The organism is Brevundimonas sp. UBA7664 (assembly GCF_002483305.1).
In the GTDB taxonomy this organism is placed as follows: Bacteria; Pseudomonadota; Alphaproteobacteria; order Caulobacterales; family Caulobacteraceae; genus Brevundimonas.
Genome location: NZ_DLHQ01000033.1, coordinates 12,968 through 34,858, shown reverse-complemented (window position 1 = coordinate 34,858; position 21,891 = coordinate 12,968). Strand labels below are relative to the sequence as shown.

The 21,891-nt window shown below is 70.1% G+C and carries 23 protein-coding genes; 14 read left to right on the top strand and 9 right to left on the bottom strand.

What is annotated here, in order from left to right; translation table 11 throughout:
- Positions 1–53: 53 nt before the first annotated feature.
- Genes B2742_RS08415 through folD form a run of 4 tightly spaced genes read right to left on the bottom strand, consistent with a single transcriptional unit; the run spans position 54 to position 3,226 of the window.
- A complete protein-coding gene (locus B2742_RS08415) occupies positions 54–746 on the bottom strand; it encodes a TPM domain-containing protein (RefSeq protein WP_292065052.1) in 693 nt (230 codons plus the stop codon).
- Positions 740–1,570 (bottom strand): TPM domain-containing protein, encoded by an 831-nt coding sequence (locus B2742_RS08410; protein WP_292065050.1) that lies wholly within the window; start codon positions 1,568–1,570, stop codon positions 740–742. The genes B2742_RS08415 and B2742_RS08410 overlap by 7 nt, the downstream gene beginning before the upstream one ends.
- On the bottom strand, positions 1,567–2,250 hold the full coding sequence (locus B2742_RS08405; RefSeq protein WP_292065048.1) for a LemA family protein: 684 nt from the start codon (positions 2,248–2,250) through the stop codon (positions 1,567–1,569). Before B2742_RS08405 ends, B2742_RS08410 begins: the two co-directional genes overlap by 4 nt.
- A gap of 52 nt (positions 2,251–2,302) precedes the next feature.
- On the bottom strand, positions 2,303–3,226 hold the full coding sequence (gene folD / locus B2742_RS08400) for a bifunctional methylenetetrahydrofolate dehydrogenase/methenyltetrahydrofolate cyclohydrolase FolD (protein WP_292065045.1): 924 nt from the start codon (positions 3,224–3,226) through the stop codon (positions 2,303–2,305).
- A 98-nt stretch (positions 3,227–3,324) separates the two neighbouring features.
- Here folD and B2742_RS08395 point away from each other — a divergent pair, with 98 nt between their 5' ends.
- Positions 3,325–5,151: a PPC domain-containing protein gene (locus tag B2742_RS08395; protein WP_292065043.1), complete on the top strand. Its 1,827-nt coding sequence runs from the start codon at positions 3,325–3,327 to the stop codon at positions 5,149–5,151.
- Between the two features lie 37 nt (positions 5,152–5,188).
- Positions 5,189–6,211 (top strand): type 2 isopentenyl-diphosphate Delta-isomerase, encoded by a 1,023-nt coding sequence (fni, locus tag B2742_RS08390; RefSeq protein ID WP_292065041.1) that lies wholly within the window; start codon positions 5,189–5,191, stop codon positions 6,209–6,211.
- A 219-nt stretch (positions 6,212–6,430) separates the two neighbouring features.
- On the opposite strand, the gene hutH is transcribed toward fni, so the two are convergent.
- The 3 genes from hutH to hutU are packed head-to-tail and all read right to left on the bottom strand — an operon-like array spanning position 6,431 to position 10,561.
- Positions 6,431–7,957 (bottom strand): histidine ammonia-lyase, encoded by a 1,527-nt coding sequence (gene hutH, locus B2742_RS08385; protein WP_292065038.1) that lies wholly within the window; start codon positions 7,955–7,957, stop codon positions 6,431–6,433.
- Positions 7,958–8,007: 50 nt separating this feature from the next.
- Positions 8,008–8,859 carry a bile acid:sodium symporter family protein gene (locus B2742_RS08380; protein WP_292065036.1) on the bottom strand — a complete coding sequence of 284 codons (852 nt, stop codon included), beginning with the start codon at positions 8,857–8,859 and terminating at the stop codon, positions 8,008–8,010.
- Between the two features lie 37 nt (positions 8,860–8,896).
- On the bottom strand, positions 8,897–10,561 hold the full coding sequence (gene hutU, locus B2742_RS08375) for a urocanate hydratase (protein ID WP_414633054.1): 1,665 nt from the start codon (positions 10,559–10,561) through the stop codon (positions 8,897–8,899).
- 122 nt (positions 10,562–10,683) lie between these two features.
- Between hutU and B2742_RS08370 the strand changes: the two genes are divergently transcribed.
- The 4 genes from B2742_RS08370 to hutI are packed head-to-tail and all read left to right on the top strand — an operon-like array spanning position 10,684 to position 13,863.
- Positions 10,684–11,292, top strand: a complete 609-nt coding sequence (locus B2742_RS08370; RefSeq protein WP_292065033.1) for a sigma factor — start codon at positions 10,684–10,686, stop codon at positions 11,290–11,292.
- A 13-nt stretch (positions 11,293–11,305) separates the two neighbouring features.
- A complete protein-coding gene (locus tag B2742_RS08365) occupies positions 11,306–11,695 on the top strand; it encodes a VOC family protein (RefSeq protein ID WP_292065031.1) in 390 nt (129 codons plus the stop codon).
- A gap of 57 nt (positions 11,696–11,752) precedes the next feature.
- Positions 11,753–12,640 carry an agmatinase family protein gene (locus B2742_RS08360; RefSeq protein ID WP_292065029.1) on the top strand — a complete coding sequence of 296 codons (888 nt, stop codon included), beginning with the start codon at positions 11,753–11,755 and terminating at the stop codon, positions 12,638–12,640.
- Positions 12,640–13,863 (top strand): imidazolonepropionase, encoded by a 1,224-nt coding sequence (hutI, locus tag B2742_RS08355; RefSeq protein WP_292065078.1) that lies wholly within the window; start codon positions 12,640–12,642, stop codon positions 13,861–13,863. Before B2742_RS08360 ends, hutI begins: the two co-directional genes overlap by 1 nt.
- A gap of 150 nt (positions 13,864–14,013) precedes the next feature.
- On the opposite strand, the gene B2742_RS08350 is transcribed toward hutI, so the two are convergent.
- Entirely contained in the window at positions 14,014–14,631 is a 618-nt protein-coding gene (locus B2742_RS08350; protein ID WP_292065027.1) for a nitroreductase family protein, read from the bottom strand.
- A gap of 83 nt (positions 14,632–14,714) precedes the next feature.
- On the opposite strand from B2742_RS08350, the gene B2742_RS08345 reads away from it, so the two are divergent.
- The 3 genes from B2742_RS08345 to B2742_RS08335 all read left to right on the top strand — a co-directional run bounded on the left by B2742_RS08345 (position 14,715) and on the right by B2742_RS08335 (position 16,482).
- On the top strand, positions 14,715–15,365 hold the full coding sequence (locus tag B2742_RS08345) for an NUDIX domain-containing protein (RefSeq protein WP_292065025.1): 651 nt from the start codon (positions 14,715–14,717) through the stop codon (positions 15,363–15,365).
- Positions 15,366–15,385: 20 nt separating this feature from the next.
- Complete coding sequence (gene cysE, locus B2742_RS08340; protein ID WP_292065022.1) at positions 15,386–16,207, top strand: serine O-acetyltransferase; 822 nt, start codon at positions 15,386–15,388, stop codon at positions 16,205–16,207.
- Between the two features lie 62 nt (positions 16,208–16,269).
- On the top strand, positions 16,270–16,482 hold the full coding sequence (locus B2742_RS08335; protein WP_055832479.1) for a DUF3126 family protein: 213 nt from the start codon (positions 16,270–16,272) through the stop codon (positions 16,480–16,482).
- Positions 16,483–16,558: 76 nt separating this feature from the next.
- Here B2742_RS08335 and B2742_RS08330 read toward each other — a convergent pair whose 3' ends face one another.
- Positions 16,559–17,041 carry a hypothetical protein gene (locus tag B2742_RS08330; RefSeq protein ID WP_292065019.1) on the bottom strand — a complete coding sequence of 161 codons (483 nt, stop codon included), beginning with the start codon at positions 17,039–17,041 and terminating at the stop codon, positions 16,559–16,561.
- Positions 17,042–17,135: 94 nt separating this feature from the next.
- Here B2742_RS08330 and B2742_RS08325 point away from each other — a divergent pair, with 94 nt between their 5' ends.
- From B2742_RS08325 to B2742_RS08305, 5 genes are all read left to right on the top strand, one after another.
- A complete protein-coding gene (locus B2742_RS08325; protein ID WP_292065017.1) occupies positions 17,136–18,005 on the top strand; it encodes a 50S ribosomal protein L11 methyltransferase in 870 nt (289 codons plus the stop codon).
- A gap of 23 nt (positions 18,006–18,028) precedes the next feature.
- Positions 18,029–18,778 carry an SMI1/KNR4 family protein gene (locus B2742_RS08320; RefSeq protein ID WP_292065014.1) on the top strand — a complete coding sequence of 250 codons (750 nt, stop codon included), beginning with the start codon at positions 18,029–18,031 and terminating at the stop codon, positions 18,776–18,778.
- Complete coding sequence (locus B2742_RS08315) at positions 18,765–19,250, top strand: hypothetical protein (protein ID WP_292065011.1); 486 nt, start codon at positions 18,765–18,767, stop codon at positions 19,248–19,250. Before B2742_RS08320 ends, B2742_RS08315 begins: the two co-directional genes overlap by 14 nt.
- 101 nt (positions 19,251–19,351) lie before the next feature.
- Entirely contained in the window at positions 19,352–19,981 is a 630-nt protein-coding gene (locus tag B2742_RS08310; RefSeq protein ID WP_292065009.1) for a hypothetical protein, read from the top strand.
- 56 nt (positions 19,982–20,037) lie between these two features.
- A complete protein-coding gene (locus tag B2742_RS08305) occupies positions 20,038–21,852 on the top strand; it encodes an aminopeptidase P family protein (RefSeq protein ID WP_292065007.1) in 1,815 nt (604 codons plus the stop codon).
- Positions 21,853–21,891 lie beyond the last annotated feature (39 nt).

Genomic DNA, 21,891 nt, shown 5'->3' with positions numbered 1-21,891 from the left:
TCAGGCCATTACCACGGAGAATACGACACCAACGCGGCGGCGGGGGTTCGTGTTCAGATCAGCACCAGCCGGTCCTCGACCTCGTTGAGGTTCGACGCTCCGGGCGGGAAATGCTCCGCCAGCACCGCGCCGCACAGGCCGATCGCGACCTCGAAGCCGGCGGCAGGGTCGCCCTGCTTCATCCCCTTGGCCAGCGCCTCGACGGCGTCGGCCCAGACAGCGTGATCGACCTTGCTGTAAATGCCTTCGTCGGCGACGACCTCGACCTGATGATCCGACAGGGCGGCGAAGATCAGCACCCCGGTCCGCGCCTGGGTGACGTGCAGGCCGTGGGCGAGGAACTGCTCCATGGCCGCCCGGCGGACGCGGGCCCTGCGGACGCTGCGCGGCGTGATCATGCGGCGCACGCCCGGGATCGACGTCAGCAGGAACGCCGTCAGAAAGACCGCCGACTGGATCAGGGCGTAGGCGGCCAGGGACTGGCCCACGATCACATCGGTGGATGACAGGTGGGCGGCCTGCCAGCCCTCTCCGAGTCCCGGTATCCAGGCCGGATCGAAGCCGAACGGGATCAGGCCCAACGGCAGGAGCAGGGCCGCCGCCGCCGCCCAGCCCAGAGAGATGTCGCGATAGGACGAAACCTGTCGCGCCAGCACGCAGAATATCTCGCCCGAGGTGGTCGCCTCGGCGGCCGCGATCGCGTCGGCGATACGGCCCTTAACCTCGGGAGTCAGCTTGATCACCATCCGCCTGATGCTCCCCCGCCGCCGAAGCTTCCGCCGCCCCCGCCGAACCCGCCGCCCCCGCCGCCTCCACCGAATCCTCCTCCGCCGCCCCGGCCGCTGTTTCGCAGCGCCTCCGCGGCCGCCCAGAGCAGGATGGGACCGACTCCGCCGCCGGGGCGTCGTCGGCCACGACCGCCTCCGCCGCCGATCATGGCGAGAATCATGAGGACGAAGATCACGGCGATCACCACCGCGATGCCGATGGGGGCGCTGGACCGGGGCCGCTCGGCCGCCGCGGCGCGGGCCTCGGCCTCGGCCGGGTCCAGTCGCAGCTGCCGGTCGATGGCGTCGACGCCCTGTTCGATGCCGCGCTCGAAATAGCCTTCGCGGAACGAGGGCAGGATTTCATTCTGGATGATCAGGGCGGAGAGGGCGTCGGTCAGGACGGGTTCGAGGCCGTAGCCGACCTCGATCCGGACCTTGCGTTCCCGGGGCGCGACGATGAGCAGCACGCCGTTGTTCTTTTCGGCCTGGCCGATGCCCCAGGCGCGTCCGAGCTGGTAGCCGTATTCCTCGATCTCATAACCCTGAAGATCGGGGACGGTGACGACGACGACCTGGTCGGTGGTGTCCCGCTCCAGCGCCTCCAGCTTGGCCGCCAGAGCCAGCTCCTTGGCGTCGGAGACCAGATCTCCGTGATCGATGACCCGTCCGTTCAGGGGCGGAAACGTCGGGCCTGCCTGGGCCAGCGCCGGAGTTACGGCCGCCAGCCAGACAACCGCCAGCAAGGCCGCGATCAGGCCCGCGGTCCTGACCAGGAGAGCGCCCGAAACGGTGCGGATCACTGAGCCGCCGGCGCCGGGGCTGGAGCCGAGCCGGGCGCAACGGCCGGAGCCGCCCCGCCGGGCTGTGCGGGATTGAGGGCGTCAAAATTCACGCCCGGCGCGGTCTGGGCGGTCTCGGTCGCCGTAAACAGCTGCATCGGCTCGGATCCGCCGTGGATAGTGTTGGCCCAGATCACCGTCGGGAAGGTGCGCAGCGAGGTGTTGTAGTCCTGCACGGCCGCATTGTAGTCGCGCCGCGCCACCGCGATGCGGTTCTCGGTGCCTTCCAGCTGCGATTGCAGGGCGATGAAATTCTGGTTCGACTTGATATCGGGATAACGTTCGACGACCAGCAGGAGCCGCGACAGCGCCTGCGAGAGCTGGCCCTGCGCCGCCTGGTAGCGCTGGAAGGCCGCCGGGTCGTTCAGGGTCTCGGGGGTCACCGTCACGCCGGTCGCCTGCGCCCGGGCCTCGATCACCTGGGTCAGGGTGGTGCGCTCGGCGATGGCCGCGCCCTGGACCGTGGCGACCAGATTGGGCACGAGGTCGGCGCGGCGCTGGTACTGCGACTGGACATCGGCCCAGCGCGCCTTGGCCGCCTCTTCCTTGGTCGGGATGGCGTTGATCCCGCAGCCTGCCGCAGCCGGGGCGAGGATGACAACGGCGGCGAGGGCCGTAACACGGGGCGAGAAGCGGATCATCGACGTCTCCTGACGGGCCAGACCCTGAGTATCGGGCCTCAACGGCGCAGGTTCAAGCGTCCAGCGGCTCCGGCCTGACGCCGGCGGCGCGGCAGGCCGCCGAATAGGTGTTGGCCAGCAGGCAGGCGATGGTCATCGGCCCGACCCCGCCGGGCACCGGCGTGATCCGGCCCGCAACCGCGGCGGCCTCGTCGAAGGCGACGTCGCCGACCAGCCGGGTCCTGCCCTCGGCCGCCTTGACCGGATCGCGGGACGGCAGGCGGTTGATGCCGACGTCGATCACGGCGGCGCCCGGCTTGATCCAGTCGCCGCGCACCATCTCGGGTCGCCCGACAGCCGCGACGAGGATGTCCGCTGTGCGGCACAGGGCCGGCAGATCCCGGGTGCGGGAATGGGCGATGGTCACCGTGCAGCTCTCGCCCAGCAGCAGTTGCGCCATCGGCTTGCCGACGATGTTGGAGCGGCCGACGATGACCGCGTTCAGGCCGGACAGGTCGCCCAGTTCGGCCTTGAGCAGCATCAGGCAGCCCAGGGGCGTGCACGGGACCAGCCCCGGCAGGCCGACCGCCAGCCGCCCGGCGTTGACGACATGAAAGCCGTCCACGTCCTTGTCCGGATCAATCGCGCCCAGCACGGCCGAGGCGTCGATGTGAGCCGGCAGGGGCAGCTGGACCAGAATGCCGTGGATGCCGACGTCGGCGTTCAGGCTCGCGATCAGCGCCAGCAGGTCGGCCTGCGAGGTGGTGTCGGCGAGGCGGTGGGTGTCCGAACGCATGCCGGCGCGTTGCGTCGTCTCGCCCTTGTTGCGGACATAGACCTGACTGGCCGGGTCCTCGCCGACGATGACGACGGCGAGGCCGGGTTTGACGCCGTGCGCCGCTTCCAGGCGGGCGGCGGCGGCGGTGACGCGGTCGACGAGGCCTGCCGCGAAGGCCTTGCCGTCGATCAGGGTCGCGCGGGCGGGGTCGGCCGTCATGGATTTCGGCTCCGGTCGTCAGGAATCGTGCGGTCGCCGCGATTTACAGAGGGCGCGGTTCGGCGTCTATGATCGGAGTCGCATTCAGGGGGATATCCATGCGCCGTCAGACCATTCTCGCCGCCGTCAGCCTGCTGGCGATGTCGATCGCGGCGCCGGCCCTGTCGCAGGACGCCGAGCGCCTGTCGCCTGGCGAGACCGTGCGGGGCCAGATCGCCGAGGGCGACCCCACGGCTGCGGACGACGCCTACCGCTATGACGAATATCTTATCCGGGCGCGGGCCGGTCAGCGGTTTGAAGTCATCATGCGCGCCGATGAGTTCGACGCCTTTCTGGAGGTGTTCCATCAGGGCGAGAGCGAAAGCCTGGCCAGTGACGACGACGGTCTGGGCGAGGGCACTGATTCGCGGCTTCGCTTCACCGCCGGGCGGGCCGGGAACTACGTGCTCCGGGCCCGTACGCTCGCGGGGGTCGAGGGCGGGAGCTACAGCCTGGCTCTGGGTGAACGCCCGCCGGCGGGTCGTCCGCCGCGGCCGTCCGGCATCCGGGTCGGCCAGACCGTCCAGGGCGCGCTGACCGCCCGGGATCCCGAGACCGACGAGGGGCAGGCCTATGACGCCTTTTCCTTCCGCGCCCGCGCCGGCGAGCGGTTCGCCATCGACCTGATCTCGGACGCCTTTGATCCCGTCGTCCGCGTCGGGCGGATGCAGAACGGCTCCTTCGCCGAGCTGGCCATGAACGACGACACCCTGGAGACGGGCCTCAACTCGCGGCTGATCTTCACCGCCGTGGACGGCGGCGAATACGTCATCCGGGCCACGCCCCTGGTCGCGGGGAGCGAGGGCGCCTACACCCTGGCGCTGGCGTCCGGGCCGGAACTGCCGGCGGCGCAGTCGATCGAGATCGGCGGATCGGTCGAGGGCGCGCTGTCGGAGGACGACAGCAAGGGTGAGTCGGGCACGGCCGCCGACGCCTACCGGTTCTCCGGCCGGGAGGGCCAGCGCATCCGGATCGACATGAGCTCGGACGATTTCGACACCTATCTGGAGCTGTTCGACGCCGGTCGCGTCAGTCTGGCCGAGGACGACGACGGCGGGCCCGAGGGCACCAACTCGCGTCTGACCTTCACCCTGCCCAGCACCGGCGACTATTTCATCGAGGCGCGCGCCTTCACCGAGGCGACGGGCGGCTATGCGCTGTCGATCTCCGAGGTCGAGCCGGAAAAGGCGCCCGAGGATCTGCCCTTCGGCTCGACCATCCAGGGCGAGGTCAGCGAGACCGACCCGGCCGACAGCGATGACCGCCGCTTTGACGCCTATGCCTTCCGCGGCGTGGCGGGCCAGCGGGTGCAGGCGATCATGCGATCGGGCGATTTCGACACCTACCTTCAGATCGGCCGGGCCGGGGCGGAGTTCGAGGCCCTGGTCTCCGATGACGACGGGCTGGGCGAAGGCACCGATTCCCGGCTCAGCTACACCCTTCCCGAGGATGGCGACTATGTGCTGCGGGCCTCGCCGCTGGGGTCGGGGGACGACGGCCTCTATTCGCTGGAGCTGATCGACCGCGGCCCGCAACCGCAGCCCGGCAGCGTGCTGGTCGGCGCCACGGCGCGCGGCGTCCTGACCGAGACGGACGCCACCGCCGACAACAACAGCTTCTACGACGCCTACAGCGTGACCCTGAAGGAAGACGAGAAACTGCTGATCACCATGGTCTCCAACGAGGTCGACAGCTTCCTGATCGTCGGGCGCGAGCAGGAGGACGGCGAGTTCGAAGTGCTGGCCTCGGACGACGACGGCCTGTCGGACACCCACGCCAAGCTGGAGTGGACCGCGCCGGCCGACGGCGTCTACCAGGTCCGGGCCGGATCGTTCCAGCAGGGCCAGACCGGGTCCTATGCGTTGAACGTCGAGAAGCAGCCCTGAGACGTCGTAACGGGGCTGCGATGCGTGGAGTGAGTCAATGTCCCGGATCGTGGACCGCAAGGATCAGCATCTCGACGTGATCCTGTCGGGCCGGGCCCGCCACGGGCTGGACAACGGCTTCGGCGACGTCCGGTTCGAACATGAGGCCCTGCCGGATCTGGACCACGCCAAGATCGACCTGGGGGCCGATTTCTTCGGGCGGCGGCTGAAGGCCCCGCTGTTGATCAGTTCGATGACCGGCGGCCCGGCGCGGGCCGAGGCGATCAACGCCCGGCTGGCCGAGGCGGCGCAGCATCTGGGCATCGCCCTGGCCGTCGGCTCCCAGCGCGCGGCGCTGGAGGCGCAAGCGCCGACGCCGGGGCTGGACATGGCCCTGCGGCTCAGGGCGCCGGATACGCCGATCCTGGCCAATATCGGCGCGGCCCAGCTGACGCGCGGCTTCGGCGTCGACGAGGCGCGGCGGGTGCTGGACATGATCGCCGCCGACGCCCTGATCGTGCATCTGAACCCGCTGCAGGAGGCCTGCCAGCCCGAGGGCGACCGCGACTGGTGGGGCGTCGGGGCGGCGCTGGAGGCCCTGGTCAAGACGCTGGACGCGCCGGTGGTGGTCAAGGAGACCGGGGCCGGGATCTCGGCGGCCGCGGCCCAGCGCCTGTTCGACATGGGGGTGGCGGCGGTCGACGTGGCCGGGGCCGGAGGCTCGAACTGGGCCACGGTCGAGGGCGAACGGGCCGAGGACGAGGGGGACAAGGCCCACGCCGCCGCCTTCGCCGACTGGGGCATTCCCACGGCCCGCGCCATCGCCGAGGTCCGGGCGGCCTGCCCGAAGGCCGTGATCATCGGCTCGGGCGGCATCCGCGACGGCGTCGAGGCGGCCAAGGCGATCCGGCTGGGGGCCGACATGGTGGGGCAGGCGGCGGGGGTGCTGGCGGCGGCGACCGTCTCGACCGAGGCGGTGGTCGAGCATTTCCAGACGATGATCCGCCAGATGCGCACCGTCTGTTTCTGCACCGGCTCGGCCAATCTGACGGCGTTGAGGCGGGCGCCGCTGCAAGGCTGACTCGCCGTCGGTGGGGGCGGAAAGACACTGTTTCAGCCGAAAAATTGCGTCGCGTTTCGCGGCGACCGCGGGGGTATGCCTTCGGCCGGGATCGGCAGGCCTCCGTGCGGTCCTGCCGGGAGCGCGGCTGGAAAGGTCGCCTTCGGCGCCGCTGGGTCCCCCGGTCTGCGCCGCGAAGCCGCGGCTTGCCGGAGGATGACGATAGCGGGAAGGCGGGGATCAGGCCGACGGCAGCAGATCGCCCGCGAACGCCCGGTAGCGGCCCGCCCGGACGCCGTCGGTCGCCCTTGCGATGTCCGGCGCGAAATAGTGGTCGGAGCCGTAGGCGGCGGCCGCCTCGCGGACGATGGCCCAGACCTTTTCCAGATCGGGCGACGAGGTCAGCGGGCGGTGGAATTCCATGCCCTGGGCGGCGGCCAGAAGTTCGATGCCGACCACGGCGGCGGTGTTCTCGGCCATGTCGAGCAGGCGGCGGGCGCCGTGGGTGGCCATGGAGACATGGTCCTCCTGGTTGGCCGATGTCGGCACGGTGTCGATGCTGCAGGGGTGGGCGACCATCCGGTTCTCGGCGACGAGGGCGGCGGCGGTGACCTGGGCGATCATGAAGCCGGAGTTCAGGCCGCTCTCCTTGACGAGGAAGGCGGGCAGTTCGCTCATCTTCGGATCGACGAGGATGGAGGTGCGGCGTTCGGAGATGTTGCCGATCTCGCACAGAGCCATGGCGATCATATCGGCAGCAAAAGCAACGGGTTCTGCGTGGAAGTTGCCGCCAGAGATGACGTCGCCTTCCTCGATGAAGACCAGCGGATTGTCGGTGACGGCGTTGGCCTCGAGTTCGAGCGTGGCGGCGGCGTTGCGCAGGACGTCGAGGACCGCGCCCATGACCTGGGGCTGGCAGCGCAGGGAGTAGGGATCCTGCACCTTGTGGCAGCCCTCCCGGTGGCTGTCGCGAATGGCCGAGCCGGCCATCAGGGCGCGCAGGCGGGCGGCGACGGCGATCTGGCCGAGCTGGCCGCGCAGGGCGTGGATACGGGCGTCGAACGGAGCGTCGGAGCCTTTCAGGGCGTCGACCGACAGGGCCCCGGCGGCGATGCCGGCGGCGAAGGCCGCCTCGGCCGCGAACAGGCCTGCGAGGGCGAGGGCCGTGGAACACTGGGTGCCGTTGAGGAGGGCGAGGCCTTCCTTCGGACCGAGCACCAGCGGCGTGAGGCCGACACGGGCGAGGGCCGCCTCGGCGGACAGGGTCTCGCCCTTGTGGCGGGCCTCGCCGACGCCGATCAGGACGCAGGACATATGGGCCAGGGGCGCGAGGTCGCCGGAGGCGCCGACCGAGCCCTTGGACGGGATGCAGGGCAGGACGTCGGCGTTGACCAGGGCGATCAGGGCTTCGAGCGTCCCGCGGCGGATGCCGGACGCCCCTTTCGAGAGCGAGGCGATCTTCAGCACCATCAGCAGGCGGACGACGTTGTCGGGCAGCAGGGCCCCGACGCCGCAGGCGTGGCTGAGGACGAGGTTCTTCTGCAGCGTCTCCAGATCCTCCGTGGCGATGGAGGTGTTGGCCAGCAGGCCGAAGCCGGTGTTGACGCCATAGACGGTGCGGCCCTCGGCCACGATGGCGGCGACGACGGCCGCGCCGCGCTCGACGGCGGTCCAGGTGGCGGGGGCCAACTCAACGGTGCAGGGGGCGTCCAGCACGGCGCGGAGCTGTGCGAGGGTGAGGGGGGCGTGGCCGATGGTGAGGGTCATATGTGCGTCTGCCTGTCCCTTTGCGGGATGTCGGAAAAATTGTCTGCGGCTCAGCCGGGCCGCCGCCGGGTGACCCATAGCCCGAACAGGGCCGCGATCGGGAACATCAGCACGCCATAGATGGCGGCCGGCAGCGACATATCCGGCCGGCCCAGCACGCCTTGGGCGATGACGATGGCGAGGGTGGCGTTGTGGATGCCGACCTCGAAGGCGCTGGCCACCGCCTGCGACGTCTCGACCTTGAGCAGGCGCGGAACGACATAGCCGACCGTCAGGCTCAGGACGCAGAAGACGGTCGCGATGCCGCCCAGCAGGACGAAGTTGGCGGCCAGCAGGTCGAAACTGCTCGCAACGGACCCGGCGATCACCAGCACCAGTATGGCCATGGAGGCGATGCGAACCGGCTTGTCCATGGCGGTGGCGAAGCCCGGCTTCAGTCCGCGAACACCCATGCCCAGCGCCACAGGCCCGAGGACGATCAGGAAGACCTCAAGCGTCTTGCGGAACTGCAGGCCGACGCTGAGGTCGCCCGGCTGGAAATACGCGATGGCCAGGTTGGTGAGGACCGGCAGGGTGACGACGGCGATGACCGAGTTGATCGCGGTCAGGGAGATGTTCAGCGCCACATCGCCCCGGAACAGGTGGCTGTAGAGGTTGGCGGTGGTGCCGCCGGGCGAGGCGGCCAGCAGCATCATCCCGACCGCGAGGATCGGCGGCAGCCGGAACAGCAGCACCAGTCCGAAGCAGATCGCCGGCAGCAGCAGGAGCTGGCAGGCGAGGGCGACGGCGGCGGCCCTGGGCTGTTTCGCCACGCGGACGAAATCGGCGGGCGTCAGGTCCAGCCCGAGGCCGAACATGATGACCCCGAGGGCGAGAGGCAGGGCGACGGCGGCGAATTCCATGCGGGGTCCTCAGGTGTCTGTCATCGTCCGGTCTGGCTCAGGTGACGCCCGGCAGGTTGAGCCCGTGTTCGCGGGCGGCGTCCTTCGCGATCTCATAGCCGGCGTCGGCGTGGCGCATCACCCCGGTGGCGGGGTCGTTCCAGAGCACGCGTTCGAGGCGTTTCGCGGCTTCCGGCGTGCCGTCGGCGACGATGACCACGCCCGAGTGCTGGCTGTAGCCCATGCCGACCCCGCCGCCGTGGTGCAGCGACACCCAGCTCGCGCCCGAGGCCGTGTTGAGCAGGGCGTTCAGCAGGGGCCAGTCGGACACGGCGTCCGATCCATCAATCATTGATTCCGTCTCGCGGTTCGGGCTGGCGACCGAGCCGGAGTCGAGGTGATCGCGGCCGATGACGATCGGGCCGCTGAGTTCGCCCGAGGCGACCATGTCGTTGAACATCAGGCCGGCGCGGTGGCGGTCGCCGAGGCCGATCCAGCAGATGCGGGCGGGCAGGCCCTGGAAGGCGATGCGCTCGCCGGCCATGTCGAGCCAGCGGTGCAGGCCGACGTTGTCGGGGAACAGCTCTTTCATCGCCGAGTCGGTCTTGCGGATGTCTTCCGGATCGCCGGTCAGGGCGGCCCAGCGGAACGGGCCGATGCCGCGGCAGAACAGCGGACGGATGTAGGCGGGGACGAAGCCGGGGAAGTCGAAGGCGTTCTTGACGCCCGCGTCGAAGGCCACCTGACGGATGTTGTTTCCGTAGTCGGTGGTGGGGACGCCCATGGACTGGAAGTCCAGCATGGCCTGCACGTGGACGGCGCAGGAGGCGCGGGCGGCGGCCTCGACGGCGGCGGGGTCGGAGACGCGTTTGTCCTCCCATTCGGCGACGGTCCAGCCCTGCGGCAGATAGCCGTTGATCAGATCGTGGGCGCTGGTCTGGTCGGTGACCAGATCGGGGTGGACGCCGCGTTTGACAAGTTCAGGCAAAACATCAGCCGTATTTGCCAACAGGCCGACGGATATAGCTTTTCCGTCCGATTTCGCCTGATCGAGCAAGGCCAGGGCCTCGTCGAGGGTTTCGGCCATGACGTCGAGGTAGCGGGTGCGCAGGCGCATCTCGATCCGGCTGCGCTGGCATTCGACGGCGAGGCAGGATGCCCCCGCCATGGTCGCGGCCAGCGGTTGGGCGCCCCCCATGCCGCCGAGGCCGCCGGTGAGAATCCAGCGGCCCGACCAGTCGCCGCCATAGTGCTGGCGTCCGGCCTCCATGAAGGTCTCATAGGTGCCCTGAACGATGCCCTGGGTGCCGATGTAGATCCATGAGCCGGCCGTCATCTGGCCGTACATCATGAGACCCTTGCGATCGAGCTCGTTGAAATGCTCCCAGGTCGCCCATTTGGGCACCAGGTTGGAGTTGGCGATCAGGACACGCGGGGCGTCGGCATGGGTGCGGAAAACGCCAACCGGTTTGCCGGACTGGACCAGCAGGGTCTGGTCGGGTTCGAGATTGCGGAGTTCCGTGACGATGCGATCGAACGACGGCCAGTCGCGCGCCGCCTTGCCGATGCCGCCGTAGACGACGAGGTCCTCGGGGCGTTCGGCCACCTCGGGATCGAGGTTGTTCATCAGCATGCGCAGGGCGGCCTCCGCGGCCCAGGTCTTCGCGGTCATGTCGAGACCGCGCGGGCTGCGGATGACGCGGGTGTTCGAGGTTTGTTGAATCGTCATGGCGGCCTCTCTAGCCCGTCTCCCGGCGGGCGAGAAGCCGGGGCGGTCCGGGCGAACAGGGGCGTTGCGGCGGGCCGGTCGCGCTCTGTAGGCTGCGCGGTCTGGAGGGGGCAGCGATGGACCGGACGACCTATCTGACGCTGTTGCGTCACGCCCGGCGGCGCGTCCGGCGCCTGCCCGAGGCCGAGGACCTGTTGCAGGACGCGCTGCTGATCGCGCTGGAGGCCCGGCGGGGCGATCTGAGCCGGGTCGAGAACCGTCGCTGGCTCGCGGGCGTGATGAGGAACCGGGCGCTGCTGGACGGGCGGAGCGCGGCGCGGCGGCGGCGGCGCGAGGCGGAGTTCGAGGCGATGGCGCCCGCGGCCAGCCCGCCGGACGCGCCGTCGCCGCCGCCGGTCATGACCCTGCCGCCCGCGCTGAGAACCACGGCGCTGCTGGCCCTGACCGGCCATACGCGGGCCGAGATCGCCTGGCTGCAGGGGCTGTCCGACGTGGCTTTGCGCAAGCGCATCAGCGAAATCCGCCGGCGCTGGAGCGGCGACGACGCCGGGACCGATGGCGAGGCCCTGCGCGGCGACCTGCCCTTCGGCCTGATGCGGCGGGCGCTGCTGGGGCGGGTGCGCGACCAGCAGCCAGCGCTGGGCTCGCATGACCCGGACGGGAATCTTTTCGTCGTGTCGTCACGAATCCCCGGGCGGCGGCAACAAGGGTCGTCCGACAGCTGAAAAGGAGATTGCGATGTTCGGGAAAACGCGGATCGGCACCATCTGCTACTATGTGAAGGACCCGGTCCGAACGGAGGCCTTCTATCGTGACGTGCTCGGGCTGGAGGTCGTCAACATGGGCGACGACGGCGCGGGCAACGACTGGCTCATGGCCAATACGGCGGGCGGCGTCGAACTGATTTTCTTCAAACAGGACTCGCGGCCCGGCAACACGCCGATCGTCGTCTTCGACATCGCGGACGGCGGCATCGACGACATCGTCACCGCCCTGGCCGGGAAGGGCGCGACCATCGTGACGCCGGTCAGCGAGGCGCCCGGCGGCTGGTCCGCCGAGTTCGCCGACCCCGACGGCCATGTGCTGTCGATGTATCAGACCGAGGACAAGCCCCGCTCCCGTGGGTGACGTCGTCCGCTCAGCCAGGTCCTTCTCGCGCGGGGGAGAAGGGGGTTATGTGGGCGGATGACAGACTCAGACGCGCTGGGCTGGCGCAGCGTCGCCGACCTGATCGGAAACCACCCTGACGCGGACGTCGCCCTGATCGGCGCCGGGCTGAACGAGCGGTCGTTGACGCCGGGGCGGTGCGACCTGGGGCCGAAGGCGTTCCGGGCCGTGCTGCCTCGGTTCTCGACCTATGACGTGGAGACGGGCGAGACGCTGGACCTGCGGGTTCACGACGCCGGCGATCTGGCGCTGAAGGCGGTCACGCCGGACAGGGCGTTCGATCCGGTGCGCGAGGCCGTGGCGGCGCAGGGGGGGCGGGCGCTGACGGTGCTGGTCGGGGGCAACAACGCCATCACCCGGCCGGGGGTGCACGGGACGGGGCTGGAGCGGACCGGCCTGCTGACGCTCGACGCCCATTTCGACCTCAGGGACACCGACCAGGGCCTGACCAACGGCAATCCGGTGCAGGCGCTGCTCGAGGACGGGCTGTCCGGCGAGCGGATCAGCCAGGTGGGGCTGGCGCCCTTCGCCAACACCCGGCGCGCGCATGACAAGGCGAAGGCGGCGGGGATCTCGGTGCGGACCGCACGGGCCTGCCGCGAACCGGGCCTGGCGGTGGTGGTCGCGCAGGAGCTGGAGCGGCTGTCGCGGCTCTGCGAGGTCATCTACGTCGATTTCGACATCGATGTGATCGACCGCGGCCAGTGGCCGGCGTCGCCGGGCGCGCGGCCGGGCGGGGTTTCGGTGCAGGACTTCTTCGACGCGACGCGGGTGATCGGGGCGCATCCGAAGGTGAAGGCGGTGGACCTGACGGAATACGATCCGTCGCTGGAGATCGGCGACCTCGGCTCGCTGACGGCGGGGCGGTGGTTCTGCGAGCTGCTGGCGGGATTCGCGTCGCGATGATCCGGGCGGACAGGCTGATCACCGACTGCCGGCTGGCGACCATGGTCGAGGGCGGCGAGCCCTATGGCGCGATCGAGGACGGGGCGATCCTCATTGAGGACGGGCGGATCGCCTGGGTCGGGGCGCGGGCGGACCTGCCGGCGCATGAGGCGGTCGAGACCGAGCGGCTGGACGGGCGCTGGGTGACGCCGGGGCTGATCGACTGCCATACCCATCTGGTGTTCGGCGGCGACCGGTCGGGGGAGTTCGAACAGCGGCTGAACGGCGCGACCTATGAGGAGATCGCGCGGGCCGGAGGCGGCATCGTCTCGACGATGGCGGCGACGCGGGCGGCGACGGAGGACGCGCTGTATGCCAGCGCGCTCGGGCGGCTGGCGGGGCTGACGGCGACGGGGGTGACCACGGTCGAGATCAAGTCCGGCTACGGGCTGGACCGCGAGACCGAGCTGAAGATGCTGCGCGTCGCCCGCCGGATCGGGCGCGAGGCGGGGGTGCGGGTGCGCACCAGCTATCTGGGCCTGCACGCCGTGCCGCCGGAGTGGAAGGCGGATCGCGGCGGCTATGTCGATCTGGCGGTGGACGGGATCCTGCCGGCGGCCCACGCCGACGGTCTGGTCGACGCGGTCGACGCCTATTGCGAGCCGATCGCCTTCTCGACGGAAGAGGTCGGGCGGCTGTTCGACAGGGCGCGGGCGCTGGGCCTGCCGGTCAAGCTGCACGCGGACCAGTTGTCGGACGGCGGCGGGGCGGCGCTGGCGGGACGATACGGGGCGCTGTCGGCGGATCATGTCGAACACACGTCCGAGGCCGGGGTGCGGGCCATGGCGGAGGCCGGGGTGGTCGCGGTGCTGCTGCCCGGGGCGTATCTGATGCTGCGCGAGACGACGCCGCCGCCGATCGATCTGTTCCGGCGGCACGGCGTGGCCATGGCGGTGGCGACGGACTGCAATCCGGGGACGTCGCCGGTGGCCTCGATGACGGCGGCGATCAGCCTGGCCTGCGTGCAGTTCCGGCTGACGCCGGAGGAGGCACTGGCGGGGGCGACGCGACGGGCGGCGAAGGCGCTGGGTCTGGGCGGCGAGATCGGCACGCTGGAGGCCGGCAAGGCGGCGGATCTGGCGGCGTGGGACATCGAGCGGCCGGCCGAACTGGCCTACTGGCTGGGCAAGCCGCTGCTGGCCCGGACCTGGATCGCGGGGCGGGCGACCGGGTCGCCGCGATAAGGGCGAATCCCTCTACCCTCGACGAGGGAGAGCGAGATGAGCCGGGGCCCTGACGTCATCGAATGCCTGCTGATCACGGCCCTGGTCGCGACGACGCTGATGCTCGGGGTGAGCACGGTCCTGCTGATGGCCGCCGTCCTCGGCTGAACCTCAGGGCCGGTGGGTCACCTTGCCGGCCAGATCGGGCCGGGGGCGCTCGAGCGAGACCTCGGCCAGCGATCCGATATGGATGAAGCCCGCGACCTGTTCGCCGCCGCCGACGTCCAGCACATCCAGCGCCTGGGGATCATAGCTGTACCAGTCGGTGATCCAGCTGGCGGCGTATCCGAGGGCGTTGGCGGCGTGTTCGAGGTTCATGCAGACGGCGCCGGCGGACAGGTGCTGCTCCCATTCCGGCACCTTCTGGTTGGGGACCGGGGCCGAGATGACCAGGATGGTGACCGGGGCGGCCGTCAGCTTGGCGAGGACGGCGCGGGCCTTGTCGGGCTGGGGCTGCCAGGCGGCGAGGGGGGTCAGAGCCTCGGCGAGGGCGGCGCGGGACTGACGGCCCAGCACGACGAAGCGCCAGGGAAAGAGCTTGCCATGGTCCGGGCTGCGGGCGCCCAGCGCGAGGATGTCCTCGATCTCGGCGGCGGACGGGCCGGGGTCGGTCAGGGCCTGCGCCGGGGCGGAACGGCGCGTCGCCAGCCGCAGGCGCATCTCGTCCGAGGGCGTCGGGGCGGGCATGGGGTCGCCGAGGGCGAAACGCGGCAGGGCGGGGCGGGTCATGCGGATCACATGGCGTCGGCGGCCGGCGGCGTCAAACGGCAAGCGCCGTTGCGGGACGGACGGTCCGAAGCCATACGCAGGCCATGACCGACTCCCACGCCGATTTCGACAACGACCGTCCGCTGCCCGCCTGGGACGACGGCCGCGACCGGCCGCCGCCGTGGCGGGACGCGGGCTCGACCACGACGTTCGAGAATCCGTGGCTGCGGCTGACCCGTCACGACGCGACCGCGCCGACGGGGCTGAAGGCTGACTATGTCGTGATGCGGCCGCGAAACCTGTCGGTCGGGGTGCTGCCGGTGCATGAGGACGGGACGGTGACGCTGGTGGGTCAGCAGCGCTTCGCCCTGATGAACTGGTCGTGGGAGATGCCCGAGGGCGGGGCGCCGTTCGACGAGGATCCGATCGAGGGGGCGCGGCGCGAACTGATGGAGGAGGCCGGGCTGGCGGCGGCACACTGGGTCCCAGCCTACAAGGCCGAGATGAGCAATTCGGTCACTGACGAGCGGGCCATGGCCTGGATCGCCTGGGGCCTGACGCCCGTGCCGATCGCGCCGGATCCGACCGAGATCATCCGGGTGGTCCGAGTGCCGTTCCGCGACCTGTTGCGCGAGATCGGGACCGGAGCGATCCGGGACATCTTCACCCTGGCGACCGCGCTGCGGGCCTACCATATGGCGCGGGAAGGTGAACTGCCGCCCGAACTGGCGAAGGCCATGCTGGCGGGCGTATGATGGGCGCGAAGGAGTCCTTGATGCCCAAGCTCGAAGTCGTCGCCGACCGGACCGGGACCTGGCCGCAGCTGCGCGCGGCGGCGGAGGAGACGGTGCGGGTCGAACCGCATCTGGCCTCGCAGCTGAATGCGGTGATCCTGTCGCACAGCGATCTGGCCTCCGCGCTCAGCTTCCAGATCGCGCGCAAGCTGGGCGACGCCGAACTGGGGCCGATGACGGTGCGGGAGGTCTGCCTCGAGGCGTTCGAGGCCGATCCGGCCATCGTCACGGCCGCCGAGGCCGACCTTCGGGCGGTGGCCGAGCGCGATCCGGCGATCAAGTCGCTGTTGCAGCCCTTCCTCTATTTCAAGGGCTTCCAGGCCCTGCAGGCGCACCGCGTGTCGCACTGGCTGTGGACCCAGGGCCGCGAGGCCCTGGCCTTCCATTTCCAGAGCCGGATGTCGGAGTTGTTCCAGGTCGACATCCATCCGGCGGCGCAACTCGGCTCGGGCCTGTTCCTCGACCACGGCACCGGCATCGTCATCGGCGAGACGGCGGTGGTCGGCGACGAGGTGTCGATGCTGCACGCGGTCACCCTTGGCGGGACCGGCGCAGAGCGCGGCGACCGCCATCCCAAGATCGGCAAGGGCGTCCTGCTGGGCGCCGGGGCCAAGGTGCTGGGCAACATCACCGTCGGCGACTACGCCAAGGTGGCCTCGGGGTCGGTGGTGCTGAAGCCGGTGCCGGCGGGCTGCACCGTCGCAGGGGTGCCCGCGCGGCTGGTCAACTGCCCGACCGGGGCGGCGCCGGCTCGAACGATGGATCATACCCTGGCCGATGTCGTCTACGACTTCGTGATCTGACCTTCCCCTCGCGGACCGCTTTCTCTAGGGTCCGCGCCTTCACGACAGACCTGAGGCCGAGCATGAACACCGCTGACATGAAGCGCGTCGAGACGCACCTGAAGCGCACTTTCAACACCGGCGGCATCATCCTGAAGCCGCGCGGCAAACCCAATGACTCCTGCGAAGTCTATGTCGGTGACGAGTTCATCGGCGTCGTCTTCGAGGACGAGGACGAGGCCGGCAGCTTCATGTTCGAGATGGCCATCCTGGCGGAAGACCTGCCTCAGGACTGATCGCCCGGCCGACACCGCGCACGAAAAAGCGCCGGTGGAGCGATCCACCGGCGCTTCGTCGTTTCAGACCTGATGGTCAGTTCTTGCCGAAGATGGTGTCGAGCAGGCCGGTCAGGAAGCCCTTCTTCTCGACGGGTCTCGCCGCGGGCGCTGGGGCCGGAGCAGCGGCGGCCGGTTTCGGAGCGGGCGCGGGCGCCGCAGCGACGGGCTTGGGCGCGGCGGCCGCCGGTTTGGCGGCCGGCTTCGCAGCGGCTTTCGGCGCGGCCTTGGCGGCCGGCTTCGGCTTGGCGGCAGGCTTCGGAGCCGCCTTGACCGCGGGCTTGGCGGCGGCCTTCGGAGCGGCCTTGGCGACCGGCTTCGCAGCTGGCTTCGTCGCGGCGGGCTTCGGCGCGGCCTTCACGGCGGGCTTGGCGGCGGCCTTCGGCGCGGCGGGTTTCGCAGCCGGTTTCGCGGCGGCTTTCGGCGCGGCGCTCGACTTTGCCGCCGGTTTCGGCTTGGAAGCGGCGGGCGCCGCCTTCGGTTTGGCGGCCGCCTTAGGCTTGGATGGTGCTTTAGCCATGAATTCCCCGACCCCTCGGTTCAGTTGGTTGATGCTGGCGCAGGAGAGCGCACCAGCGTGCGTCTCGATTCGTCATGATAGCGGTGTTTGAGAAATGTCCGAGTCCGCAGTTCAAATAATCGCGAGGGGCCCGCGCGCCGTCGCCGAGGCCGCCGCCCTGTCGCTGGATTCCGATCCGCTGCTGGAAGGCGCGACCTATTCCATTCTCGAGGAAGACGAGGACAAGGGGATCTGGCGCATCGACGCCTTTCCCAATGACGCCGACGACGCGCGCGGGATCGAAGCGCGGCTGAAGGCGCATGACGGCCTGACCGTGAAGGTGGAGAAGCTGGCCGACGCCGACTGGCTGGCCATGTCGCTGTCCGGCCTGCCGCCGGTGCGCGCGGGGCGATTCTTCGTCTATGGCGCCCATGACGAGGGCATCGTTCCGAACAACACGATCAATCTGAAGATCGACGCCGGCGCCGCCTTCGGCACCGGCCACCACGGCACGACGGTCGGCTGTCTGGTCGCCTTCGACGAACTGCTCAAGCGTGAGCGGTTCGAGCGGGTGCTGGACGTGGGCTGCGGCACGGGCGTGCTGGCCATCGCCGCGGCGAAGACCGGATCGAAGGTCGCGGTCGGCACCGACATCGACCAGCCCTCGGTGCGGATCGCCAACGAGAACGCCAAGCTGAACATGGCGGACGCCCGCTTCGTCCACGCCTTCGGCCTGAACGACCGCAAGGTGCGCCAGCACGGACCCTATGACCTGGTCTTCGCCAACATCCTCGCCCCGCCGCTGGTGAGCCTGTCGCAGGACATCAAGAACGCGCTGAGCCTGGGCGGGGTGGCGATCCTGTCGGGCCTGCTGCGGACGCAGGAGCGGCGGGTGTCGGCGGCCTATCTGTCGCGCGGATTCATCCTCGAGCGTCGCATCCATCGGGATGCCTGGAGCGCGCTGGTGCTGAGGCGGGTGGGGTGATCTGGGAGGGCGCTGACGCCCTGATGAGCCGCCTTGAACGCTGGCGAGCGCGGGGATGGGCCGCGCACGAAAGCGGCGGCCTTCAAGTCTGCCATACACCGGCTGTCGCGCCCTTGGCCCATCTGCATTGGGTCTATCCCGGTCTCACGGAAGACCGGCTTGTGGAGACCGAAGCGGCGTACGCAAAGCCGATGCCGCCGGAGTACAGGCGCTTCCTTGGCTGGGCGAATGGAATGAGTCTGTTCGACGGGCATCTAAGCTTTACCGGAAGCCATGTGGTCGGCTCGTCTCGATCCTTGCTCGACCAATGCGGCGTCGGGATCGGCATGCCGGTCAGTCTGGACTACGGGAACGTCGTCGAACGACCGGCTGGTCTGCCGGCCACCGCCTGGGCCATCGGGGTCATATCGGGGTGGTCTGGGCAGGGGAGGCTGGTGCTGAATCAGTCGGGGGAAATACGCCTCTGCTCGCTCACGGACTTTGATGATGTGGCTGCGGTCTGGAGCACATTCGGCGAGATGGTTTTGGGCGAGTTCGATCGTATGAACGCCCTGACGGGAGATGCGGGCGAACCGCACGCCGAGGGCGCGGAGTTCTTGCCGGAAGCGGCTCGGCGGTGGGAGCGGAAGCCGCAAGACAAGGGCAGCCTCAAGAACCCTCTTCCGTCGCCTGAAACGGGGGCGTCTAATTTCGTTGCTGGGTTAACGGCGGAACGTCGGCGAAGCGCAGTCGTTGCGGCAGTCAAATGGAGGACTGCCCGTGACCCACTATGATCCGAACCACGATCCCGAGCGACGCGAGACGATCATCACGGAGACCGTCGTGTCGCCGGCCCATGTGACCGAGACGGTGGAAACCGTCGTCGTGCGCGAGTCCAACACCGGCTGGTGGATCGCCGGCATCCTCGGCGGGGTCGTGCTGATCGCCGTGCTGTGGATCCTGTTCGCGCGGGGCGCCGATCCGCAGACGGACGCGGCGCTGCTGGAAGCCCAGATGGACGCCGCCGCCGCCCAGGCCCAGGCGGATTCCGCCCTGATCCAGGGTCAGGTCGCGGGGGCCCAGGCCAGCGTCGACATCGCCCGCGCCGACGCCGCGCGTTCCCAGGCCGACGCCGTCCGCGCCGCCAGCGAGGCCCGCGCGGCTGAAGCCCGCGCCGCGACACCGGTGGTGATCGAGCGGGAAGTGCAGGTCCCGGCGCCCTCGGGCGGGGTGGCGGTGGTGACGCCGACCGCGCCGCAGAACTAGGCGAACCGGGTTACCGAAAATTCACGGGCCTTCCCCCTCCAAGGTTCTAGCCTGCCCGCGTCCGGCGACGGGCCGGGCGGATCGGGAGGGGGAGGGTACCCATGGATCGAGACCTGCAAGATCTGGATCGGCGCCTGCGCCGGGTGACCCTGCAGTCGCGCGTGCAACTCGGCGTGCTCGCCGTTGTCGTCGCCGCGGGACTGGCTGCCTTCGTGTCGGACGAGCCCGGCAAGCTGCGCGTTTCGGAACTGGTGGTCGTCGACGCCGAGGGCGTGGACCGCGTCCGCATCAGCGGCGATCTGCCCGACGCCGTCGTCGACGGCCGCCGGCTGGTCCGGGGCGAGAAGGCCGCCGGGGTCATCCTGTACGACGGGGCCGGGCGCGAGCGCAGCGGCTATGCGACCTTCGAGCCCTCGGGCAATGTCCTGCTGACCCTCGACAACCGGCAGAGCGAACAGAACGCCCTGTTCGTGGCCGGGCCCGATAACGCCGCGGCCCTGCGGCTGTGGCAGGGCAATGACGCCATCGACCTGCGCACCGATGAGGCGGGGACCCGGCTGAGCGTGGTCGAAGGCGGGCTGGTCCGGCACCAGACGCCGGTGACGCCGATCCCGGCGGAAGTCTGTGAGGCCTATACGGCCGCCGTCGCCTCGCTCGGCCGGGACAGGGTGCTGAGGGAGTGCAATGGTCGGTTCACCGCGGAAAACTGCACCAACTGCCTGACGCCGTAGGACGGGCGCGACAGCGGCCCTCCCCATGCGGGGAGGGAGAATGCTATGGGTCCGCCATGCGCCAGACATTCGACGAAACCACCGATCCGTCCTTCGGGGCCAAACACCTTCCCCGCCTCCGTGCGAGGATGGCCGAGCAGGGCCTCGACGGCCTGCTGGTCCCGCACGAGGACGAGCACCAGAACGAATACCTGCCCGCCGCCAACGACCGTCTGGCCTGGCTGAGCGGTTTCACCGGCTCGGCCGGCGCGGGCGCCGTGTTGAAGGATCGGGCGGCCGTCTTCGCCGACGGACGCTACACCGTCCAGGTGAAGGCGCAGGTCGACGCGGGGCAGTTCGAGATTCTCCGGCTCGAGGACGACGGCCTGGCGACCTGGCTGGAAGGCGCGCCGCGGGGGTCGGTGATCGGCTATGACCCGCGTCTGCACAGTCCCGACGCCCTGGCCACGCTGAAGCGCGCGGCGGCGAAGGCCGGGGCCGAGCTGAAGCCGGTTCAGCCCAATCCGCTGGATCTGGCCTGGGCCGAGGACCGTCCCGAGCAGCCGGCTGCGCCGGTTGTCCCGCACGAAGACCGCTACGCCGGCGAAAGCAGCGCCTCCAAACGCGCCCGCATCGGCGAGGCGGTGGCGAAGGCGGGCGCCGACGCCGCCGTGCTGACGGCGCCGGCGTCGCTGGCCTGGCTGTTCAACATTCGCGGCGGCGACGTGATCCGCACTCCCCTGCCGCTGGGGCAGGCGGTGGTGCAGGCGGACGGGACGGCGCAGCTGTTCCTCGACCCGCGCAAGGTGACCAATGAACTGCCCGGCTGGCTGGGCGACGCGGTGACGCTGGCGGCGCCCGAGGCGCTGGAAGGCGCGCTGGACCGGCTGTCGGGCCAGAAGGTGCTGGTCGATCCGGGCCAGTCCTCGTCGTGGTATTTCGACCGGCTCGAGGCCGCCGGCGCGACGGTGGTGCGCGGCATGGATCCCTGCACCCTGCCGCGGGCGACCAAGAATGCGGTCGAGATCGAGGGGACGCGTCAGGCCCATATCCGCGACGGCGCGGCCCTGACCCGCTTCCTGCACTGGATCGATACGGTGGGGCAGGAGACCCTGCCGGACGAGCGTCAGGTGTGCGAGGCGCTGGAGGGCTTCCGCGAGGCCACCGGGGCGCTGAAGGACCTGTCCTTCGACACCATCGCCGGGTCCGGGCCCAACGGCGCCCTGCCGCACTACAAGCCGGTGACCCGGACGCTGCGGCGGATGGAGAAGGGCAGTCTGCTGCTGGTCGACGGCGGCGGCCAGTATCTGGACGGCACCACGGATGTGACGCGCACGATCGCCGTGGGCGAGCCGACGGCGGACCAGCGGCGCATGTTCACCCTGGTGCTAAAGGGGCATATCGCCATGGCCGTGGTGCGGTTTCCGGCGGGGACGACGGGGCACCAGCTGGACGCCCTGGCGCGTCTGCCGATGTGGATGCAGGGCTTCGACTATGACCACGGCACCGGCCACGGCGTCGGCTCCTATCTGGGCGTTCACGAGGGCCCGCAGCGGATCGCCAAGATGGTCAACACCCAGCCGCTGCTGACCGGGATGATCCTGTCCAACGAGCCCGGCTATTATCGGGAAGGCCACTGGGGCATCCGCATCGAGACGCTGCAGGTGGTGACGCCCCCGACGGCGATCCCGGGCGGGGAGCGGCCGATGCACGGGTTCGAGCAGCTGACCCTGGCGCCGCTGGACAGAAAGCTGATCGACGTCGACCTGCTGACGCCCGACGAGCGCGCCTATGTCGACGCCTATCACGCCGAGGTGCTGGCCAAGGTCGGGCCGTTGCTCGACGGGGCAGCGCTGGACTGGCTGACGCTTCAGGCCGCGCCCTTGAAATAAGGCGGAACGGCGCCCATCTGGAGGGAGCCGGCGGAGGCG

What these genes read in the sequence shown, in the direction of transcription:
- B2742_RS08415 (WP_292065052.1), bottom strand. Translation starts at nt 746, where the DNA reads ATGGTGATCAAGCTGACTCCCGAGGTTAAGGGCCGTATCGCCGACGCG.
- B2742_RS08405 (WP_292065048.1), bottom strand. Translation starts at nt 2,250, where the DNA reads ATGATCCGCTTCTCGCCCCGTGTTACGGCCCTCGCCGCCGTTGTCATC.
- folD (WP_292065045.1), bottom strand. Translation starts at nt 3,226, where the DNA reads ATGACGGCCGACCCCGCCCGCGCGACCCTGATCGACGGCAAGGCCTTC.
- B2742_RS08395 (WP_292065043.1), top strand. Translation starts at nt 3,325, where the DNA reads ATGCGCCGTCAGACCATTCTCGCCGCCGTCAGCCTGCTGGCGATGTCG.
- fni (WP_292065041.1), top strand. Translation starts at nt 5,189, where the DNA reads ATGTCCCGGATCGTGGACCGCAAGGATCAGCATCTCGACGTGATCCTG.
- hutH (WP_292065038.1), bottom strand. Translation starts at nt 7,957, where the DNA reads ATGACCCTCACCATCGGCCACGCCCCCCTCACCCTCGCACAGCTCCGC.
- B2742_RS08380 (WP_292065036.1), bottom strand. Translation starts at nt 8,859, where the DNA reads ATGGAATTCGCCGCCGTCGCCCTGCCTCTCGCCCTCGGGGTCATCATG.
- B2742_RS08370 (WP_292065033.1), top strand. Translation starts at nt 10,684, where the DNA reads ATGGACCGGACGACCTATCTGACGCTGTTGCGTCACGCCCGGCGGCGC.
- B2742_RS08365 (WP_292065031.1), top strand. Translation starts at nt 11,306, where the DNA reads ATGTTCGGGAAAACGCGGATCGGCACCATCTGCTACTATGTGAAGGAC.
- B2742_RS08360 (WP_292065029.1), top strand. Translation starts at nt 11,753, where the DNA reads ATGACAGACTCAGACGCGCTGGGCTGGCGCAGCGTCGCCGACCTGATC.
- B2742_RS08350 (WP_292065027.1), bottom strand. Translation starts at nt 14,631, where the DNA reads ATGACCCGCCCCGCCCTGCCGCGTTTCGCCCTCGGCGACCCCATGCCC.
- B2742_RS08345 (WP_292065025.1), top strand. Translation starts at nt 14,715, where the DNA reads ATGACCGACTCCCACGCCGATTTCGACAACGACCGTCCGCTGCCCGCC.
- cysE (WP_292065022.1), top strand. Translation starts at nt 15,386, where the DNA reads ATGCCCAAGCTCGAAGTCGTCGCCGACCGGACCGGGACCTGGCCGCAG.
- B2742_RS08335 (WP_055832479.1), top strand. Translation starts at nt 16,270, where the DNA reads ATGAACACCGCTGACATGAAGCGCGTCGAGACGCACCTGAAGCGCACT.
- B2742_RS08330 (WP_292065019.1), bottom strand. Translation starts at nt 17,041, where the DNA reads ATGGCTAAAGCACCATCCAAGCCTAAGGCGGCCGCCAAACCGAAGGCG.
- B2742_RS08325 (WP_292065017.1), top strand. Translation starts at nt 17,136, where the DNA reads ATGTCCGAGTCCGCAGTTCAAATAATCGCGAGGGGCCCGCGCGCCGTC.
- B2742_RS08320 (WP_292065014.1), top strand. Translation starts at nt 18,029, where the DNA reads ATGAGCCGCCTTGAACGCTGGCGAGCGCGGGGATGGGCCGCGCACGAA.
- B2742_RS08310 (WP_292065009.1), top strand. Translation starts at nt 19,352, where the DNA reads ATGGATCGAGACCTGCAAGATCTGGATCGGCGCCTGCGCCGGGTGACC.
- B2742_RS08305 (WP_292065007.1), top strand. Translation starts at nt 20,038, where the DNA reads ATGCGCCAGACATTCGACGAAACCACCGATCCGTCCTTCGGGGCCAAA.